The organism is Marinobacterium rhizophilum DSM 18822 (genome assembly GCF_000378045.1).
Lineage (GTDB): Bacteria > Pseudomonadota > Gammaproteobacteria > Pseudomonadales > Balneatricaceae > Marinobacterium_A > Marinobacterium_A rhizophilum.
In genome coordinates, this window is record NZ_KB899102.1 from 39090 (window position 1) to 58760 (window position 19671).

Here is a 19671-nt window from a genome sequence, read left to right on the forward strand (position 1 = left end):
TTCAGGCCCTGAGCAAAACCTTTTAAAGGCGAAGCGCCTCCATCATTCCCTGCAGGAATCGGGCCGCTTCACCACCAGTCGCGGCCCGGTGGTCAAATGTTATCGACAGCGGCAATATTCGGTGGCCCTGAATGCTGTCACCGACCATAACCGGTTCACGTCGTATCGCACCGGCGCCGATAATGGCGACCTGGGGTGGCACGACGACAGGTGTGGCATAGCGACCGCACAAAGTGCCAAAGTTACTGAGCGTGATACTGGCCCCCTGTAGCTCGGCGGGAGGGATGGTGCGTGCCTTCACGTCGCCGCGCAGCCGGTTCAGGCCTTCGCGAAGGTCGTCGCTGCTGCGATTGCCGATATCGCGCAGGACCGGCACAAAAAGCCCGTGCTCCGTATCGACCGCTACACCCAGGTGTACGGCTTTTTGCAGGCGCCGGTTCAGGTGCTGGCCGTCAAACCAGGCATTGAGTGCGGGCTCGAGGGCGCAGGCGGCGGCAATGGCCTGAACCAGCCGCATGCTGATATCGGTTCCCGCGGGCCAGTGCTCAATATCGACGTCATCAAATAGGCTGACGGGAACGACCTGAGCGTGGGCCAGGGCCATGGTACGCGCCATTTGCTTGCGTACACCGCGCAGCGGCTCCGGAGCGCCGAGGCTGCGATTCTGGCTGGCAGCCTGCTCCACATCCTGAGTGCTGACCTGTCCATGACGCCCTGTGCCGCTGATACTTTCAAGATCGACGCCCAGGCGCTGGGCCAGGTTGCGTACCGCGGGCGTTGCCCGCGCAGCCTGGTGCGCCAGTGTGCTGGGGGAAGCACCGATAATAAAGTCGTCATGGCTACTGTCACCTTGGGCGGTCTGTATCTGTCCGACCACGGTTGTGCTGTCATCACTGTCGCTGCTTTCGAATTCAATCAGGGGTTCGCCCGTGTGAATGGTGTCCCCTGGCGCACCAAACAGGTGCGCTATCACGCCATCTTGGGGCGACGGAACCTCGACAATGGCTTTGGCCGTTTCAACCGATACCAGGACCTGATCGACACTGACGCTGTCACCTTCCTTTATATGCCACTGCACTATTTCAGCTTCTGGCAGGCCTTCGCCAAGATCTGGCAGCTTGAAATATTTCATACGAACTCCAAAGTTTGTCTGGCCGCCTCGACAATGTCTGCGCTGTTGGGCAGGTACTGATTTTCGAGCCTGTAGTAGGGCATTATGGTGTCGAATCCGGTCACGCGAGCCACGGGTGCCTTGAGGTCGAGGAGGCCGCGCTCGGCAAGGGTCGCGGAGATTTCTGCGCCCATGCCACCATGGTGGGGCGCCTCGTGCACTATTACGCACCGACCGGTTTTGCTGACCGAAGCCAGCAGCGTAGCGTGATCGAGCAGATTCAGGGTGGCGACATCGATAACTTCGCAGCTGATACCGTCCTGCGCGAGCTGGTCGGCGGCTTCCAGGGTTTCCTTGATCATGGCACCCCAGCTGATCAGGGTAATGTCGTTGCCTTCGCGCAGCGTAAAGCAGGTGTCCAGCGGCAGGGCGATGCCGTTGTCGCTCACCGGTTGCTTGACGGCGCGATAGATCCGTTTGGGTTCCAGAAAGATGACCGGGTCAGGGCAGCGAATGGCCGCCAGCAAGAGGCCATAGGCGCGTGCGGGGGAAGACGGAATCACTACCCGCAGGCCGGGTATGTGGGCTAACAGGGCTTCGGTGCTTTCTGAATGATGCTCGGGGGCATGGATGCCGCCGCCAAAAGGGGCTCGAATGACCAGTGGACAGCTGAGTCGCCCGCGTGTGCGGTTTCGCATGCGCGCGCCATGGGCGATAAGCTGTTCCATGGTGGGGAAAATGAACCCCATGAACTGAATTTCCGCCACGGGCTTCAGCCCCTGGCTCGCCATACCAATGGCCAGCCCCGCTATGAGGTTTTCCGCCAGCGGTGTATCCATGATGCGGTGCGGTCCGAAACGCTCAAGCAGACCGGCAGTGGCGCGAAAAACGCCCCCGTTTACGCCGATGTCCTCGCCGAGCAGTACTACATCGGTATCCTGTTCCAGCTCATGGGCCAGGGCCAGATTCACCGCATCGACCATTGTCATGCTTTCACTCATCGGTATTTCCTCCCGGCAAATCGCTCCTTCGGGGCTGGTTGGCCAGAACTACTCATGGTGGCGTCCTCCCGGCTCAGCCTGGCGGATGGCCCGTTCGCGCTGTTCGGACAGTTGAACGGGCAGCGTGGCATACAGATGATCGAACTGTGCGCCGGCACTGTCCGGCGCGGTGGCCAGGTAATCCTGCACTGCCTGTTGAACGCGTGCATTGGCCGTCTGCTGCCACTGGGTTTCGCGGTTTTCATCCCACCAGCCGCGATCGTGCAGATAGTTGCGCAGGCGCTTGATCGGTTCCCTTTCCCAGGCGGCCTTCAGCTCTTCGTTGCTGCGGTAGCGGGTGGCGTCATCAGCGGTGGTGTGGTCCGACAGCCGATAGCTGATGGCCTCGATCACACTTGGGCCTTTACCGGCCCGGGCCCGTTCCAGCGCGCGCGATACGGCCTGGTGTACCGCGATCACATCGTTGCCATCCACCTGCTCGCCGCGTAAGCCGGCCCCTAGGGCTTTCTGGGCCAGGGTCGGGGCACCGCATTGCATGGCGCGGGGAACCGAGATGGCCCACTGGTTGTTGTTGATGATGAATACCAGTGGCAGTTGCCAGGTGCCGGCGACATTGAGCGCTTCCAGAAAATCACCCTTGGAGGTGGCGCCATCGCCGCACAGTGTCACAGCCACCCGTTTTTCGTCCCGTATTCGAAAGGCCGCTGCGACGCCGCAGGCATGCAGGCACTGGGTTGCAATCGGTACGCAGTTGGGCAAATCCTGCCCTTGCGCAGGGTTGGCGCTGCCGCGTTCATCTCCGCCCCAGTAAAGAAGCACGTCGCGCCATTCGATACCGCGCATAACCTGCATGGCATGGTTGCGGTAGTAGGGAATCAGCACATCTTCGGCCTGCATCAGGGCGGCGGTTGGAATATCGATGGCTTCGCCCCCCAGCATGGACGGGTAGGTACCCAGCTGGCCGGTACGTTGCAGGGCAATGGCCTTGCTGTCGAACAAACGGGCCAGTGTCATTTGGCGGTAGTACTCAACCAGCGTATCAGGCTGTTCGGCCCACTCTGGTACGGTGTCAACGGCTTTGCCTGTGGCATCCAGGTAACGAGAGAACAGAATTTCACCCTGATACGCGATGGTCATTGCTGCTTTCCTCTGTCGATTCTGCGGGCTTCTCGTCGCCTTCAGAGCTGTGTCTGGCGGCCTCGATAATGGCCTCTGCCCGCCGGTTGGCCAGTACGCTGGTGGGCGTGTTCAGGGCGTCTGCCTGCCTGAACAGGCCTTCGAGCTCAGCGCCGATACTATGTATCTTTGCGGTGATTGCCTCGGCGGATGCCCTGGCATGGTTGAGGGCCACAAAAATCAGGCCGCCGGCATTGATAAGGTAATCGGGCGCATAAAGAATGCCGCGCTGGTGCAGCATTTCGCCATGGCGCTCTTCGGCCAATTGATTGTTGGCAGAACCCGCGACGATGCTACAGCGTAACTGCGGGATGCTGTCGTCATTGAGGATGGCGCCCAGCCCGCAGGGGCTGAAAACATCCGCCTGCACCTGGTAAATGTCGTTGACATCGACACATTGGGCACCGAAGGCCTGCCTTGCCGCGATGCAACGCCGGTTATTCAGATCGCACACGATCAGTTGGGCGCCAGCTTCATGCAGCAGCCTGGCTACCTCAAAGCCGACATGACCAAGACCCTGCAGCGCGACCTTGATGCCGCACAGTGAGTGATGTTCGAGCTTGTGGCGCACGGCACAGCCAATCCCTTCAAAGACGCCCAGTGCGGTGGAGGGCGAAGGGTTACCGGTGCGGCTGGTGCAGCTGACCCATTGGGTGCGGGTGGCAATGGCATCCATGTCCTCAACCAGAGTGCCGCTGTCCATGGCGGTGATGTAGCGCCCGCCGAGGTTATTGATAAACTGCCCAAATGCAGCCATCAGGGCGCCGCGATCATAGTCGCCCGGGGGCTGCATGATGACGGCCTTGCCCCCCCCGTGGGGGAGACCCGCCAGGGCCGCTTTATAGCTCATGCCCCGGGCGAGGCGAATGGCATCGGTGATGGCCTGTGCATCGCCGGCATAGGGTATGAAGCGGCAGCCACCGATAGCGGGTCCGCGAACGGTGGAGTGGATGGCGATAATGGCACGCAACCCGGTATCAGGGTCCGCGGCAAAGTGAAGGTCTTGCAGACCGGTGCTTTCCATCTGTTCAAACATGACCAGATCCTCCGTGCACAGCCAGGGCGCGGGGGTGCTCTGAGCGGATTTTATGCGCGGGCTGCTACCTTTTGGATAGCACAGGTTTTACTAAAGTTCAGGCGCTAAATTGAAAATAAGTGTTTGATTTTGCAGGTGCGAAACAGGTGGTTGATAGCGCTGGCGGGGGCTGCGGCGGTATTTGGCCGAGCGCAAAATAAAACGCGCCTTTCATGGCGGGCGTGACTTCTGCCTGAGCTGGGCAGGCCCATGCACGGGGGGATCACTGTATTTATTTCAGGATGGGGTGAAGCCTGTCGGGCCTTGGTCCACGACTGCCGGGATGCAGGAGATAGCGCAGCTATGCAGGAAGTAGCACAGCGCTTGGAGCCGTTATCGAGTCGATCCGTGTTGAGCAGTCGACAGGCAGCTAATGGAACGGTTGCTCAGCGCTGATGAGCCAGTCCGAGTCGATACGGATAAGGCTTAGCACGCGCTGTACGGAGTCACCTTCCTCGGGGGGAACCGGGCCTGCCTGCAAGGTTACTTCGACCCAGTCCGACGTCATGATTGCCAGTTCATAGGCCTGCAGTTGCAGGGCGGCGGCCGGCTGCGCCAGTGATTGCAGCCACTGTGCATGGTTGGTCTTGTTGCTGGGGCGAAAGCCTGGAATGTAGAGCGCGGCGCGTTGTTGGGTTTCCAGCGCCTGGCTTCGTGCCCAGGCTTCGAGGGCATCTGCGATCTGAGCCGTAATTGCGCGGGCATCGGCGGCATCGAGGCTACTGTCCAGGGTTTCGAGCTGTGGTGCCGGACGTTTTCGGCGCACACCCAGGGCATTGCTGTAAGTGTTGCCTGCCAGCTCGGCGTAAAGGCTGCGCAGGTTGGCGTGAATCCGGGCGTAATGGGGGTGCGTTGCCAGGGCCTTCTGGAGCTGGTTGATGGCCTCACTGTACTGGCCTGATTCCGCCAGCATGACGCCAAGGTTGTTGTAGGCTTCGGGACGATCGGGATAGAGCGCGATCAGCTGCATAAGCTCCGACTGGGCATGCTGAGGAAATCCCTCGCGGTACAGCAACTGTGCTTCATACAGTGTCTGACGGTAGGGCGCATCGGCCAGCAGCGTCGGCAGTGGCGGGGGAGGCTCGGGCATGCGTTCCTGCTGCGGTGCAGCGGGGGGCGGAAGCACGATATCGGACTCGTCGCGGCTATCCGTGCTGTCTGCATGCTCGACTTTTTCACTGCTGAGCCAGCTTTTTATCCTGGCCAGTTCGGCGTAGAGCGCATCATCTGTCACATTGCCGTTTTCCGGCTCGGCGTCCTGGCGGAGCGCTTGATGTGTCGGGGCGGTGTCTGCCGGTTCCTGTGCATCGCAGCTGAAGGACTCGACACTGCCGCCGCGCAGGCAATAGGGAGAGTCGGGCCTTGCGATACTTTCCTGGCGGGTGCTGCAGCCAGCCAGCATGGCTGTCAGCAGGGTGCTGAGCAGCAGGGCTGCTACCGTGCGTCGTTCCATATGCATAGTGTTATCCATTCCCTGCGGGGCCCTGTATCGGCCGCGGCTGTGCTTCGACAAGCCGCGGAGCGAAACGGTGACAGTCGGTTAGCGGTCAATAGCCAGTATTCAGTGCTGTGCACCAGACAGAACCAGACCCGCACCTATCAGCGCACTGCCAGTAACCCGGTTCTGCGTTCTGCGTGCTCGAGGGTTCTGCATCAGGTGGCGCAGCCTTGATGCCAGCAGACTATAGCCGGTCATGACGCACCAGTCGACGGCCACCAGCGTGGTACCGATAATCAGTAGCTGCGGTGCTTGCGGCTGCGCGGGGTCGAGAAACTGAGGAATCAGTGCGATCAGGAACACCAGCCCCTTAGGGTTGGTGATATTGATCAGCAGGCTCTGGCCAAAGGCGCGGTGCCAGCCTGACGGACGCCCCTGATCCAGTTCCAGTTCTCCCCGGTCACGCCATTTCTGGATACCGAGCCACACCAGGTAGGTAACCCCCAGCCACTTGATGGCGCTGAACAGGGTAACAGACGCTGCGATCAGGCTGCCAAGCCCGACGCCCACGATGATCATCTGGATGCCATAGCCGCAGATCAGGCCGAGGATCGCCGGTTGGGCACGGCCCACGCCCTGGCTCAGGCCGTAACTCATGGCTGTCACGGCACCGGCACCCGGTGACAGGCTGATCAGGGTGGCGGCGGCCAGTAGCGTGAGCCAGATCGTATAAGTCATGCTAGTACCTTGTCGGATGAACGCGTGTCCGGCCTGAGCCGGGGGCGATGCGCGGCTGTGTGGAATCTGCCTATCATAAAACAAAAACAGCCGCCCGAAGGCAGCTGTTTTGCGCAGTCTTGGTATTCATTACTGCGGCTCAAACGGACGAATGCCTTAACTTTCGGCCTGTTCGCGTGCGATGGCACGGTAAGCGATATCGGTGCGGTAATACGCGCCTTCCCAGCTGACCTGCTGCAGCAGCGCATAGGCCCGCTGCTGGGCATCGGTGACGGTATCGCCGAGTGCCGTAACGCATAGAACCCGGCCGCCGGCCGTGACCACCTGACCATCACGCAGGGCGGTGCCGGCATGGAACACCTTGCAACCTTCCGGTGTCTGCGCAGGCTCGCTGATGACATCGCCCTTGCGGTAGTCGCCGGGATACCCCTCTGCGGCCATGACAACACCCACGGCGGGGCGGGGATCCCACTCGATGCTGACCTGATCCAGACGACGCTCTATGGCCGCCATGCACAGATCCGCCAGGCTGGACTTGAGGCGCAGCATGATGGGCTGGGTCTCCGGGTCGCCAAAGCGGCAGTTGTACTCGATGACCTTGGGCGTGCCATCGGCCATGATCATGAGGCCGGCATACAGGAAACCGGTGTACTCGTTGCCTTCAGCCGCCATGCCACGCACCGTCGGCATGATGACTTCGTCCATGGCACGCTGGTGGATTTCGGGTGTCACCACCGGCGCCGGTGAGTAGGCACCCATGCCACCGGTGTTGGGACCGGTATCGCCATTGCCCACGCGCTTGTGGTCCTGGCTGGTGGCCATGGCCAGAACATGCTCGCCGTCCACCATGACGATGAAGGAGGCTTCTTCGCCATCAAGGAATTCCTCGATCACCACGCGGCTGCCGGCTTCGCCAAAGGCGTTGCCGGCCAGCATGTCGCGGATGGCGTCTTCGGCTTCTTCGAGGGTCATGGCAACGATCACGCCCTTGCCGGCGGCCAGGCCATCGGCCTTGATGACGATGGGGGCACCTTTTTCACGCACATAGGCCAGGGCCGGCTCTATGTCGGTGAAATTCTGGTATTCCCCCGTCGGGATCTGATGCCGGGCCAGGAAGTCCTTGGTGAAGGCCTTGGAACCTTCAAGCTGCGCGGCGGCAGCGCTGGGACCAAAGATGGCGAGGCCTTCGGCGCGAAAGCGGTCCACGACACCGGCCACCAGCGGCGCTTCAGGGCCGACAATGGTCAGGTCGATGGCGGCTTTGTGCGCAAAGGCCACCAGGCCGTCCAGGTCGAGCACGTCGATAGCGACGTTCTCGATCTTGGCTTCCAGGGCCGTGGCGGCATTGCCGGGTGCCACGAAGACTTTCTCGACACCGGCGTCGCGTGCTGTACTCCAGGCAAGGGCGTGTTCACGCCCGCCGGAGCCGATGATCAATACTTTCATGGAATCTCCCTGCACGCCTTAGTGGCGGAAGTGACGCATACCGGTGAAGACCATGGCGATACCCGCCTCGTCGGCGGCCTTGATCACTTCGTCGTCGCGCATTGAACCGCCGGGCTGGATCACTGCAGTGATGCCGGCCTTGGCCGCGTTGTCGATACCGTCGCGGAACGGGAAGAAGGCATCGGATGCCATCACGGCGCCCTCAACCTGCAGCCCTGCGTGTTCAGCCTTGATGCCGGCAATGCGAGCCGAGTTGACGCGGCTCATCTGGCCGGCGCCCACACCGATGGTCTGGCGGTTCTTGGCGTAGACGATGGCGTTGGATTTAACGAACTTGGCCACTTTCCAGGCGAAGATCAGATCGTGCACTTCGGCTTCGGTGGGCGCGCGCTGGGTGACGATCTTGAGATCGTCCGCACCGATCATGCCGGTATCGCGGCTCTGGACCAGCAGGCCGCCGTTGACGCGCTTGTAGTCCAGGTCGTTAATGCGCTCGGCAGACCACTGGCCGCACTCGAGCAGTCGTACGTTTGCCTTGGCGGCAACCACGGCACGGGCTTCCTGGCTGATGCTGGGGGCAATGATGACTTCGACGAACTGGCGATCAACGATGGCCTGCGCCGTGTCGGCATCCAGTTCACGGTTGAAGGCGATGATGCCGCCAAAGGCCGATTCGGTGTCGGTGGCATAGGCCAGCTCGTAGGCCTGGCGAATGCCGCCTTCCGGGCTTACACCGACACCGCACGGGTTGGCGTGCTTGACGATGACGCAGGCCGGCTTGACGAAGCTCTTGACGCACTCAAGCGCGGCATCGGTATCGGCAACGTTGTTGTAGGACAGTTCCTTGCCCTGCAACTGGCGCGCGGTGGCGATGCCGATGTCCGCCGGATTGGCCTCAACGTAGAAGGCCGCTTTCTGGTGCGGGTTCTCGCCGTAGCGCATGTCCTGAGCCTTGATGAACTGGGTGTTGAAGGTGCGCGGGAATTCGGCCGGCGCCTCTTCGCTGCCATCGACGATGGCGCCCAGGTAATTGGCAATCATGCCATCGTAGGCGGCGGTGTGCTCAAAGGCCTTTACGGCCAGGTCGAAGCGGGTCTTGTGAGTCAGGCCGCCAGCGTCCTTCAGTTCGGCCAGAATGGCGTCGTAGTCGCTAGAATTGACGACGATGGCAACATCTTTATGATTTTTGGCAGCGGATCGCACCATGGTGGGGCCACCAATGTCGATATTCTCGATTGCCATGGGCAGATCGCAATCCGGGCGAGCGATGGCCTGGGCGAAGGGGTACAGGTTTACCACCACCATATCGATCGGGGCGATGCCATGATCCTGCATGATGGCATCATCGATGCCGCGACGGCCCAGAATGCCACCATGGATCTTCGGATGCAGGGTTTTGACGCGCCCGTCCATCATTTCGGGAAAGCCGGTGTGGTCGGATACTTCAACGGCGTTGATGTTCTGCTCGCGCAGCAGCTTGAAAGTGCCGCCGGTAGAGAGAATTTCGACGCCTTCGGCTGCGAGGGCCCGTGCAAACTCGACGATGCCTGTCTTGTCCGATACGCTGATCAATGCGCGGCGAACCTGGGTGCTGTGTTGCTCTGCCATGGTAGTTCGGGTTTCCGGTTTCCGGTTAACGAATTGGATCTATTACAGCAGTCCGTACTGCTTCAGCTTCTTGCGCAGGGTACCGCGGTTCAGACCGAGCAGCTGGGAAGCCTTGGTCTGGTTGTCCTTGGTATAGGCCATGACGGTTTCAAACAGCGGCGCCTCGACTTCTGCCAGAACCATCTGGTAGACGTCGGTGACGGGTTGGCCGTCCAGCTGCTTGAAGTAGTGCGTCAGAGACTGGTGCACATTGTCACGCAGCGTTTGATTGCGCGTGTCCTGTGGCTGTTGCGTGGCAAGTGTCGGCTGTTTAAGTTCTTTAATATCCACTTTGGGTGTCTGTCCATTGCCTGTGATCAGGCCGCTGTGCCGCTTTGTGCCCATTGGGCAAAAAAGTCGTCAATAGCGGCGAACTGGTCGTCTGCTGTTTCCAACTGATTGAATGCTTGTCTAAAGCAATTGCCACCCTGTTCGGCCTGCAGGTACCAGCCTACATGCTTGCGTGCAATGCGCACGCCCATGTAGTCACCGTAAAACTGGTGTAGTCCCTGCACATGCTCGAGCAGAATTCCCTTGATTTCAGCCAGGCTCGGAGCCTTAAGCGTATGCCCGAAACGCAGATAATGATCTATCTCGCGCAGCACCCAGGGCCTGCCCTGTGCGGCGCGTCCAATCATGACCGCGTCGGCGCCGGTGTAGTCCAGCACCGCGCGGGCCTGTTCGGGGGTGCGGATGTCGCCGTTGGCGAATACCGGCAGTGATACCGCCTGTTTTATGTCTCTGATGGTGTCGTATTCGACCTCGCCCCTGTAATTGCAGGCGCGTGTTCTGCCATGCACGGCCAGGGCACTGATACCCGCATCTTCCGCGATCTTCGCCACATTAAGCCCGTTGCGGTTGGAGGTGTTCCAGCCGGTGCGGATTTTCAGTGTGACGGGTACGTCGACTGCTTCGACCACAGCATGCAGGATGCTGCGTACCAGCGGTTCGTCCTGCAGGAGCGCTGAACCTGCCGCCTTGTTGCAGACCTTTTTCGCCGGACAGCCCATGTTGATATCGATGATCTGGGCACCGCGCTCCACGTTCATGCGCGCTGCCTGGGCCATCATCTCAGGGTCGCCACCGGCAATCTGCACTGAACGGGGTTCAGGCTCACCGGCATGGTTCAGACGATTAAGGGATTTTCGGCTATTCCATAGCCTTGTATCGGAGGTCACCATTTCGGATACAACCATGCCGGCACCGAGTCGTCGACAGAGCTGACGAAAGGGCCTGTCGGTAACACCTGCCATTGGTGCCAGAATGACCTGACTGTCAATGGTGTAGGGGCCGATTTGAAACATGGAAGACCTTATTTCAGAGAAAAAAACACCGCGAAACCCAAAAGGGTTTCGAACCTGGTTCACTCAAGGAAGGTGGGCAATGATACCGCTTCAGGCGAACGCGTCCAACCCGTATGTGATGAAAAAATGAACAAAAACGCGCTTGCGCTAAAGCCGGGCTGGTGCTAGCTGGACCTCGTAGCTGACGGCGCGTCGACCCGGGTCCAAAATGGCCAGATTGACCTGGAAGGGCTGTGAATGCTCCATCTTCAGCGGATTGAGGGCGTCGTCGAGATAGTCCTGTGGTTGCAGCACGCGGCGGGCAACGGTGCGGCCGCGAATGTCGGAAAAGCTGAGCTCGATGGCGGGGAAGGGCTGGGTAAAGTCCGCCGTGTTTTCCAGCAGCAGGTCGATACTCAGCGCGTCCTGGAAGCGGGGATGCGCACGCACCACCAGCTGGCGGTTGCGGATAAGTTCAATGGCCTGACGGGGGGGGATGGCGCACTCCACCTGGTTACAGAGAATGTCGTAGTATTCGGCCAGTGCCGGTGCTCGGGACCACTCGATGCGGTTGTACCAGGCCAGTTGTGCTGCCAGCAGCACGCAGGCGGCCAGGCAGCCGAGGCTCCATCCCAGGATGGCGCCGGCCGGTGCGGGGGCAGGCGGGTGCGTGAGCTCCAGTGGCTCGGCGTGCAAATCCTGCAGGGCGGCCAGTCCCTGGGGCTTTGGTGTCTCTGCGAGTGGTGCCGCTGTTTGTGGTACCGCTGTTTGTGGTACTTCTGGGGGCGTCGTCTCTGTCTCGGTCGCGGTTTCTGGCTGCGCTGTCTGCGTTGCATCAGCCATGGGCAGGGCCGATTGTGTGGCGGTTGTATCCTGCGCTGCTGTATCGCGATTGCGGGCCGGTGTGGCCGTTTCGGCGTCACCCTCGGTGTGCGTACCGGCCTGTTCGTGGCTGGTGGCTTCGCTGGATGGCATCGCGGCGAGTGGTTCAGCCTGTGGGCGAGCAGGCTGCTGTACAGCGGGTTGTACAGGCTCCTGCTCGTGCTGCTCTGAAGGATCGCGCAGCAAGCCGGCTATCGGGATTGGTCCGGCCGCGCTCGGTCGGGCCGGGGGCGGCTCCAGCGATGGCGTCCCCACCGAAGGCGGTCCCACCGATCTATCGAGGGCGGTATCGAGCCCTTGTGCCGGCGCTGAGCCTTGGCCTGCCGCGTGCGGCAGGCTGCTTACTTCAAGCGGGGCATCCGGATCGAACGATTGTGCAGCTGCGTCAGGGGCTAGGGCCTGGGAAGCTGCGGTTCTGGAAGGCGCATCGGTCTGCGGAGTGTCGGCATGGCGCACATGCAGGGAGTATGTCTGCCCAGGTTTACTCTGTTGAGCACTGCTGTTCGTTTGGACGCCGTCTTGCGAGTAAGGCTGCTGTGCCCTGGCATCAAACACCCGCAGGCAGGCGCCGCATCGAACCTTGCCATCGGCCAGCTTGAGCTGGCCGTCACTGACATTGAAGCGTGTTTCGCACTCCGGACATTCGGTGACGATGCCGTCATTCATCACATTAGAGCCTCGTGCCGGAGATCCTTATCCAGCCATCCCGCTCGACGACCGGATCCAGCTTGAACCACTGACCATAGGCCGCGCCTATATCGCCGGCCTGGCGTTCCAGCAGGCCCGACAGCGCGATGCGCCCGCCGGTGCGTACCCGTTCGGCGAGGGTCGGGGCCAGCTCGACCAGCGGGCCGGCCAGGATGTTGGCGACCAGCAGGTCGGCTTCCAGTGCCGGGGCCTGAGGTGGCAGGCAGGTGGTCAGGCGGGCGGGGTCGAGCTTGTTGCGCTCCAGGTTGCTGTTGGTGGCCTGTAATGCCTGCGGATCGATATCGACTGCCAGCACGTGGCGTGCTCCAAGCAGCAGGGCTGCGATGCCCAGGATGCCGGAGCCGCAGCCGTAGTCGATCACCTGCTTGTCCTGCAGCGGTTCGCTGTCGAGCCATTCCAGGCAGAGCGCCGTGGTGGGGTGGGTGCCGGTGCCAAACGCAAGACCCGGATCCAGCATCATGTTCACCGCTTCAGGCTCGGGCGCTTCACGCCAGCTGGGGCAGACCCACAGGCGCTGACCAAAGCGCATGGGGTGATAGTTGGCCATCCATTCCCGCTCCCAGTCCTTGTCTTCCAGGATTTCAGCCTTGAGTTCAGGCATGGGCTTGCCGGCGAACAGCTGTTCATGTGCCTGGCGCACGAACCGGGTGGTTTCATCCAGGTCATGTTCGGTGGCAAACAGGCCGGTAATGGTGGTGTTCGACCACAGTGGCGTGGTGCCCAGATCCGGTTCGAAAATGGGTTCGTCGGCCGAGTCCTGGTAGGTGACAGCGGCGCAGCCGGCGGCTAACAGGATGTCCTCATATTGCTCGGCGACATCCGGTTCGATGGATAGCTTGATTTGTAACCAGGGCATGGCGGATCCGTATTCGTAGTGTTATCGCTGAGTATGGCTGATTCGTGCAGTACAGGAAACCATGCGGCTGTCCCGTGCTACGCGTCTTGGTCAGGGCATAGGCAGCGCAAATACAAAAGCCCGCTGCGGCGGGCTTTGTCGGGTGCCGCGGCGGACTCCTGCTGAAGCCGCCGCGGAAGGATTCCAGGCTTTTAGAGGCCCAGTTTCTTTTCCAGGTAGTGAATGTTTACACCACCGCGGCCGAAGTTTGTATCGCGCACAATGTCCTGATGCAGCGGGATGTTGGTGCGAATGCCTTCAACCAGCATTTCGTCCAGCGCATTACGCATGCGGGTCAGGGCGATGTCCCTGTCATCGCCAAAGGTAATCAGCTTGGCGACCAGTGAATCATAGTGTGGCGGCACGGTGTAGCCGTTGTACAGGTGCGAGTCCACTCGAATGCCGAAACCGCCAGGCGTGTGAAAGTGCTTCACGGTACCCGGGCTTGGCAGGAAGGTTTTCGGGTCTTCGGCATTGATGCGGCATTCAAAGGCATGGCCGCGCACGACGATGTCTTCCTGCTTGTAGAACAGCGGCAGGCCGGAGGCGATGCGCAGTTGTTCCTTGACGATGTCGACGCCGGTGATCATCTCGGTTACCGGATGCTCAACCTGAACGCGGGTATTCATCTCGATAAAGTAGAAGTGGCCGTCTTCGTACAGGAACTCGAAGGTACCTGCACCGCGGTAGCCAATCTTAATACAGGCATCGACACAGGCTTTCAGTACGCGCTGGCGGGCCTCTTCATCGATATGCGGTGCGGGGGCTTCCTCGACGACCTTCTGATGCCGGCGCTGCATGGAGCAGTCGCGGTCATACAGGTGGATCGCATTGCCCTGGCCATCGGCCAGAACCTGCACTTCCACATGGCGCGGGTTTTCGAGGAATTTTTCCATGTAAACCGTATCGTCACCAAAGGCGGCTGCGGCTTCGGACTGAGTGACATGGATGGAGTTCAGCAGTGCCGCTTCCGTATGGACGACACGCATACCGCGACCGCCGCCACCGGCAGCGGCCTTGATAATCACCGGGTAGCCGATACGGTGCGCGATGGCATAAATCTCATCGGGATCTTCGGGCAGCGGGCCGTCGGAGCCAGGAACGGTCGGTACATCGGCCTTTTTCATCGCCTTGATGGCTGAAACCTTGTCGCCCATCAGGCGAATGGTTTCTGACTTCGGGCCAATGAACGCGAAGCCCGAGCGTTCAACCTGCTCGGCGAAGTTGGCGTTTTCCGCCAGGAATCCGTAGCCGGGGTGAATGCCGCCGGCATCGGTCACTTCGGCGGCGCTGATGATCGCCGGAATATTCAGGTAGCTGTTTTTGGATGGAGCAGGGCCAATGCAGACGGCTTCGTCTGCCAGGCGTACATGCATCAGATCGCGGTCTGCGACAGAATGCACGGCGACGGTTTTAATGCCCAGCTCTTTACAGGCTCGCAGAATTCGCAGCGCGATTTCGCCTCGGTTGGCGATGACGACTTTTTCAAGCATCGGGTCAATTCCTTGATCGGGCGAAGAGTCGTTAGACGATGGTGACGAGCGGCTGGTCATATTCGACCGGCTGGCCCTCTTCAACCAGAATGGCTTCCACTACACCGGCTTTGTCGGCTTCAATCTGGTTCATCATTTTCATCGCTTCAACGATGCAGATAACATCACCAACCTTGACGGTCTTGCCCACTTCGATAAAGGCTGGCGAGCTCGGAGATGGCGCGCGGTAGAAGGTGCCCACCATTGGCGAGCGCACAACATGCCCGTCTACTTCTGTTGTCGCGGCAGGCTCGGCGGCGGCTACAGCAACCGGCGCGGCAGCAGGTGCAGGTGCAGGTGCCGCAGTCATCTGGGGATAGCCGGCCGGCATCATCATCTGGGCGGGTACGGACTGAGCCATGCGGCTGATGCGCACAGACTCTTCACCCTCTTTGATTTCGATTTCGTTGATGTTGGACTCTTCCAGCAGTTCGATCAGCTTCTTGACTTTGCGGATATCCATATGGGTTCTCTTTGTTAATGCTTGAAATGGCTAAATAAGTGGGTTCAGGAACCTGTCAGGCGACGATCAGGCCCCGTGTTGATTACGCCAGGCCGTCAATGACGGCCTGCAGTGCAAAGTTGTACCCCTGGCTGCCAAAGCCGCAGATTACGCCCTTGGCGACATCCGAAAAATACGAATGATGACGGAAGGCCTCGCGAGCATGCACGTTGGACAAATGGACTTCGTAAAACGGAATATCCACGCCCAGCAGTGCATCGCGCAGAGCGACACTGGTGTGGGTAAACGCCGCCGGATTGATAATGATAAAGGCGACGCCTTCATCCCGTGCGGCATGGATACGATCAATCAGTTGAAATTCGGCATTGCTTTGCAGATGGCTCAACTGATGGCCGGCGGCCTGGGCCTGGCTTTCCAGCGAGCGGTTGATGTCCGCGAGCGTGGCTGCACCGTAAATACCGGGTTCCCGGGTGCCAAGCAGGTTCAGGTTGGGGCCGTGCAGCACCAGTATTTTTGCCATCAAAAACGCCTCGAAAATCAACAGACTTACGACATACAGGAGATATGACCGCCTAGTTTGCATGAATCCGGCGGCACTGTCTATCGCAAGTCATAATTTGCGGCGTTAGCAGCTATTTCAGCGAAGTTAACCTCGATTTCCTAGTCTGTTGTCTATCATTGATGATCTTTTTTTGTCCAGATGGCGCCTTTGCTGCATGGTCGGCCGGTGTGCGCGCCGGGGCGGACGTTGACGCTGTTAGGCAAATCGGAGATAGTGCGTTGCAGCATTAAAGGCACATCCAGGTATAAAGGGAATGGCATTGGAAAAACTGCAGCGCTGGTGGCTCGACAAGTGGGATCGAATAGCAGCGGGTCCGGGAACATCCGTCTGGCTCAAGGGTGCAGGCGTTTTGCTTGGCCTCTATCTGCTGGGTGCGCTGCTGGTCGGCATTTACTGGAGCTGGGAGCCGGGACATTTTAATGTCCGCGAAGTCGCCTCCAGGCAAGCGAGCACCTCTGCAGTCCCCGGTGCCCATACAACCGCTGCGCTGGTCACCATTGTGGAGACGCTGCTGGACAAGCCGGGCGGTTACTTGCGTAACGATCGCCTGCCGCCGGGTGTCTGGCTCGACAACGTGCCGCGCTGGGAGTTTGGCGTGCTGGTTCAGGCGCGGGATCTGAGCAGCGCCTTGCGCAAGTCATTCAGCCGCTCTCAGTCGCAGTCGACCGAGGACAAGGATCTGATCGAAGCCGAGCCGCTGCTGCATTTTGACAACAACAGCTGGCTGCTCCCACCGACCGAGCGGGAGTACCGCAAGGCGCTGACGCATCTTCGTTCCTATCAGGCCCGCCTTACCGATACTAATCAGCCTCAGGCCGAGTTCCATCCCCGGGCCGACAACCTGCACGACTGGCTGGGAGATGTCTCGACGCGCCTGGGCAGCCTGTCGCAGCGGCTCAGCGCCAGTGTCGGAAAGAATGCTCTGGCAGGCACTTTACTGGAAGGCGAATCGATGTCAGCGAACAGCCGGCAAGCCGAAATCCAGACGCCCTGGATGCAGATCGACAATGTTTTTTACGAGGCTCGCGGTACTGCCTGGGCACTGGTGCACATCCTGAGAGCGGTGGAAATTGACTTTTCCAACACGCTGGACAAAAAGGAAGCACTGGTTAGTTTGCAGCAGATTATTCGGGAGCTTGAGTCGACACAGGGCACCATCTGGAGCCCGTTTATCCTCAACGGCACCGAATTCGGACTGGTGGCCAACCACTCCCTGGTGATGGCCTCCTATATTTCCCGGGCCAACGCCGCCATTATCGACTTGCGAGCTCTGCTGTCGCAGGGGTGAGGCAAGTACGGAGAATAATAAAATGAAGCGTGTTGTATTCAACCAGAAAGGTGGTGTGGGGAAATCCAGTATCACCACAAACCTGGCGGCCATCAGTGCAGTGCGGGGGCTGAAAACGCTGGTGATCGATCTGGATCCGCAGTGCAACTCGACCCACTATCTGCTGGGTGAGAATGCGGCCCATACCCAGACGGATATTCGCGATTTTTTTGAGCAGATGCTGAGTTTTCAGCTCAAGTCCTCGGGCCCGGACGAGTTTGTGCATGAAACGCCCTACGAAAACCTGTTTCTGATTCCGTCCAATCCGGATGTCACGGACCTGCAGGCAAAGCTCGAATCAAAGCACAAGATCTACAAGTTGCGCGACGCACTGAAACAGCTGGATGATTACGATGCCATTTACATTGATACGCCACCGGCCTTCAATTTTTTCACGTTGTCGGCACTGGTGGCGGCAGAGCGTTGCCTGATTCCGTTCGATTGTGACGAATTTGCCCGCCAGGCGCTCTACAGCCTGATGGATAACGTGCGTGAAACCCAGCAGGATCACAACGACCTGTTGCAGGTCGAGGGCATTGTGGTGAACCAGTTTCAGCCGCGGGCAACACTGCCGCAAAAAATGGTGGCGGATCTGATAGCAGAAAACCTGCCGATGCTTGGCAGCAAAATTTCATCCTCGGTGAAGATGCGCGAATCCCATAACGAATCGCGTCCGCTGATCCACATGGCACCGAATCACAAATTGACCCAGGAGTTTGTCGCGCTGTTTGACGAACTGCATCCCTGAGCAAACACCATAAAAAGCCGACGCCGGTCTAACGAGCCCCGCGTCGGCTTTTTGGTTTCTGTGGCGTCTTGCGTATTTTTTTGGGCTTTGCCTTAACTAACGGTGCTTACATGCCCTTGACGGCGAAGATGCCCGGCGCATTGCGCCAGTAGCCGTGGTAGTCCATGCCAAAACCAAACAGGTACCGATCTTCGGCATCAAGGCCGACAAAGTCCGCTTTCAAGCCGGGACGAGCCTTGCGATCGTGCTGCTTGTCGACCAGTACCGCAGTGTAGACTTCTGCCGCGCCTGCTTGCTTAAAGTAATCGATGATTTCCGCGAGGGTATGCCCCTCGTCCAGAATATCGTCGATGATCAATACCGGGCGACCCTTGAAGTCCACCATGGGGGGGACTTTCCATTCCAGGCCATAGCCGCGGGTGCTGTTGCGATAGCGGGTCGCGTGCAGGTAGCTGGCCTCCAGCGGGAATTCAAGCCGGGTCAGGAGCTTGCCTCCGATTACCAGTCCGCCATTCATGATGCTGAACAGTACGGGATTGCGATCGTGCAGGGTCTGGCTGATGGCTAGTGCCATGGTGTCGATGGCAGCTTCCACCTCGGCGGCGCTGTGCAGCAGGTCCGCTTGGGCGTAAACCTCGCGGATATGATCCAGGTCGGTATTTGGCATGGGCTTGGGTGTCAGGGTTTAGGGAACAGTGTTGTGGCGCAGGGTGCAGTGCCCGCGCAGCTAGTCGGCCTCACGATACTGACTGACCGGTCAGATGGCAAGCGGTTGGGCGGATGACAAACTCCCGCCTTTTGGCTAGGATGCAGCCACATTTCCTGACCGGCACGACAATTGCTGAGAATTGCTGAGGAAAGAAAGGATGCGGCGGTGCTATCCGTTGGGCGCTGCCCGTGTGCCGATGGGGGCTAACCCCACGCTGTCGCCGGTTGGTGTTGCCGGTTTAACATGGAGCCCGGTTCGTTAACCGGGTTCTGAAGGTTGTCAAAAGAGGTTTGTGCATGAGCGTTCATGAAATCCGCCACCCATTGATCCGCCATAAGCTGGGTCTGATGCGGTCTGCCGATCTGAGTACCCGCAGTTTCCGGCAGTTGGCGTCGGAAGTGGGTTGTCTGCTGACCTATGAGGCGACCAAGGACCTGGAGCTTGAGCCCTACCAGGTAGACGGCTGGTGCGGCCCCGTGACGGCGGAGCGCATCAAGGGCAAGAAAATTACTGTGGTGCCGATCCTGCGTGCGGGTATCGGCATGCTGGATGGTGTGCTGGAGTTGGTGCCCGCCGCCAAAATCTCTGTTGTCGGCCTGTATCGCGACGAAGAAACCCTGGAGCCGGTACCTTATTTCGAAAAACTGGCGAATGATATCGAAGAGCGCATGGCGCTGATCATCGATCCGATGCTGGCGACCGGCGGCTCCCTGGTGGCGACCATCGACATGCTGAAGAAGGCCGGCTGCACCAGTATCCGTACCCTGATCCTGGTTGCGGCGCCGGAAGGCCTCAAAAAGGTGCAGGAAGCCCACCCCGATGTTGATATTTTTACCGCGTCTGTCGACAGCCACCTGAATGAGCATGGCTACATTATTCCGGGTCTTGGTGATGCCGGCGACAAGATTTTTGGCACCTGAGGGAATTGAC

General features: G+C 59.7%; 19 protein-coding genes. 3 read left to right on the top strand and 16 right to left on the bottom strand.

Annotated elements, in window-relative coordinates; all coding sequences use genetic code 11:
* Nucleotides 1-22: 22 nt before the first annotated feature.
* The 15 genes from F451_RS0115135 to aroQ all read right to left on the bottom strand — a co-directional run bounded on the left by F451_RS0115135 (nucleotide 23) and on the right by aroQ (nucleotide 15915).
* Nucleotides 23-1132 (bottom strand): dihydrolipoamide acetyltransferase family protein, encoded by a 1110-nt coding sequence (locus F451_RS0115135; protein WP_020682233.1) that lies wholly within the window; start codon nucleotides 1130-1132, stop codon nucleotides 23-25.
* Nucleotides 1129-2112, bottom strand: coding sequence for an alpha-ketoacid dehydrogenase subunit beta (locus F451_RS0115140; protein WP_020682234.1), 984 nt, complete (start codon nucleotides 2110-2112; stop codon nucleotides 1129-1131). Before F451_RS0115140 ends, F451_RS0115135 begins: the two co-directional genes overlap by 4 nt.
* A gap of 48 nt (nucleotides 2113-2160) precedes the next feature.
* Nucleotides 2161-3249 carry a pyruvate dehydrogenase (acetyl-transferring) E1 component subunit alpha gene (pdhA, locus tag F451_RS0115145; RefSeq protein ID WP_020682235.1) on the bottom strand — a complete coding sequence of 363 codons (1089 nt, stop codon included), beginning with the start codon at nucleotides 3247-3249 and terminating at the stop codon, nucleotides 2161-2163.
* Nucleotides 3227-4324, bottom strand: coding sequence for a Leu/Phe/Val dehydrogenase (locus F451_RS0115150; RefSeq protein WP_020682236.1), 1098 nt, complete (start codon nucleotides 4322-4324; stop codon nucleotides 3227-3229). Before F451_RS0115150 ends, pdhA begins: the two co-directional genes overlap by 23 nt.
* Before the next feature lie 409 nt (nucleotides 4325-4733).
* Entirely contained in the window at nucleotides 4734-5822 is a 1089-nt protein-coding gene (locus F451_RS0115155) for a tetratricopeptide repeat protein (protein ID WP_020682237.1), read from the bottom strand.
* A gap of 102 nt (nucleotides 5823-5924) precedes the next feature.
* The gene (gene rhtB, locus F451_RS0115160) at nucleotides 5925-6539 is read right to left on the bottom strand and encodes a homoserine/homoserine lactone efflux protein (protein WP_020682238.1); all 615 of its coding nucleotides are present in this window, start codon (nucleotides 6537-6539) and stop codon (nucleotides 5925-5927) included.
* A 156-nt stretch (nucleotides 6540-6695) separates the two neighbouring features.
* Nucleotides 6696-7985: a phosphoribosylamine--glycine ligase gene (purD, locus tag F451_RS0115165; protein ID WP_020682239.1), complete on the bottom strand. Its 1290-nt coding sequence runs from the start codon at nucleotides 7983-7985 to the stop codon at nucleotides 6696-6698.
* An 18-nt stretch (nucleotides 7986-8003) separates the two neighbouring features.
* Entirely contained in the window at nucleotides 8004-9593 is a 1590-nt protein-coding gene (purH, locus tag F451_RS0115170; RefSeq protein WP_020682240.1) for a bifunctional phosphoribosylaminoimidazolecarboxamide formyltransferase/IMP cyclohydrolase, read from the bottom strand.
* 42 nt (nucleotides 9594-9635) lie between these two features.
* Entirely contained in the window at nucleotides 9636-9923 is a 288-nt protein-coding gene (gene fis, locus F451_RS0115175; protein ID WP_026291796.1) for a DNA-binding transcriptional regulator Fis, read from the bottom strand.
* 26 nt (nucleotides 9924-9949) lie between these two features.
* Nucleotides 9950-10936, bottom strand: a complete 987-nt coding sequence (dusB, locus tag F451_RS0115180) for a tRNA dihydrouridine synthase DusB (protein ID WP_020682242.1) — start codon at nucleotides 10934-10936, stop codon at nucleotides 9950-9952.
* A gap of 147 nt (nucleotides 10937-11083) precedes the next feature.
* On the bottom strand, nucleotides 11084-12463 hold the full coding sequence (locus F451_RS26780) for a DUF3426 domain-containing protein (protein ID WP_020682243.1): 1380 nt from the start codon (nucleotides 12461-12463) through the stop codon (nucleotides 11084-11086).
* Nucleotides 12464-12467: 4 nt separating this feature from the next.
* On the bottom strand, nucleotides 12468-13361 hold the full coding sequence (prmA, locus tag F451_RS0115190; protein ID WP_020682244.1) for a 50S ribosomal protein L11 methyltransferase: 894 nt from the start codon (nucleotides 13359-13361) through the stop codon (nucleotides 12468-12470).
* Nucleotides 13362-13552: 191 nt separating this feature from the next.
* On the bottom strand, nucleotides 13553-14893 hold the full coding sequence (gene accC, locus F451_RS0115195) for an acetyl-CoA carboxylase biotin carboxylase subunit (RefSeq protein ID WP_020682245.1): 1341 nt from the start codon (nucleotides 14891-14893) through the stop codon (nucleotides 13553-13555).
* A 31-nt stretch (nucleotides 14894-14924) separates the two neighbouring features.
* Nucleotides 14925-15395 carry an acetyl-CoA carboxylase biotin carboxyl carrier protein gene (accB, locus tag F451_RS0115200; protein ID WP_020682246.1) on the bottom strand — a complete coding sequence of 157 codons (471 nt, stop codon included), beginning with the start codon at nucleotides 15393-15395 and terminating at the stop codon, nucleotides 14925-14927.
* Between the two features lie 82 nt (nucleotides 15396-15477).
* Nucleotides 15478-15915 (bottom strand): type II 3-dehydroquinate dehydratase, encoded by a 438-nt coding sequence (gene aroQ, locus F451_RS0115205; RefSeq protein WP_020682247.1) that lies wholly within the window; start codon nucleotides 15913-15915, stop codon nucleotides 15478-15480.
* A gap of 295 nt (nucleotides 15916-16210) precedes the next feature.
* Here aroQ and F451_RS0115210 point away from each other — a divergent pair, with 295 nt between their 5' ends.
* Both F451_RS0115210 and F451_RS0115215 read left to right on the top strand, forming a co-directional pair.
* Complete coding sequence (locus F451_RS0115210) at nucleotides 16211-17245, top strand: DUF2333 family protein (protein WP_020682248.1); 1035 nt, start codon at nucleotides 16211-16213, stop codon at nucleotides 17243-17245.
* Between the two features lie 22 nt (nucleotides 17246-17267).
* A complete protein-coding gene (locus F451_RS0115215; RefSeq protein WP_020682249.1) occupies nucleotides 17268-18032 on the top strand; it encodes a ParA family protein in 765 nt (254 codons plus the stop codon).
* Between the two features lie 106 nt (nucleotides 18033-18138).
* Here F451_RS0115215 and F451_RS0115220 read toward each other — a convergent pair whose 3' ends face one another.
* Entirely contained in the window at nucleotides 18139-18699 is a 561-nt protein-coding gene (locus F451_RS0115220; RefSeq protein ID WP_020682250.1) for a hypoxanthine-guanine phosphoribosyltransferase, read from the bottom strand.
* A 338-nt stretch (nucleotides 18700-19037) separates the two neighbouring features.
* Here F451_RS0115220 and upp point away from each other — a divergent pair, with 338 nt between their 5' ends.
* Complete coding sequence (gene upp, locus F451_RS0115225) at nucleotides 19038-19661, top strand: uracil phosphoribosyltransferase (RefSeq protein WP_020682251.1); 624 nt, start codon at nucleotides 19038-19040, stop codon at nucleotides 19659-19661.
* Nucleotides 19662-19671: the final 10 nt, after the last annotated feature.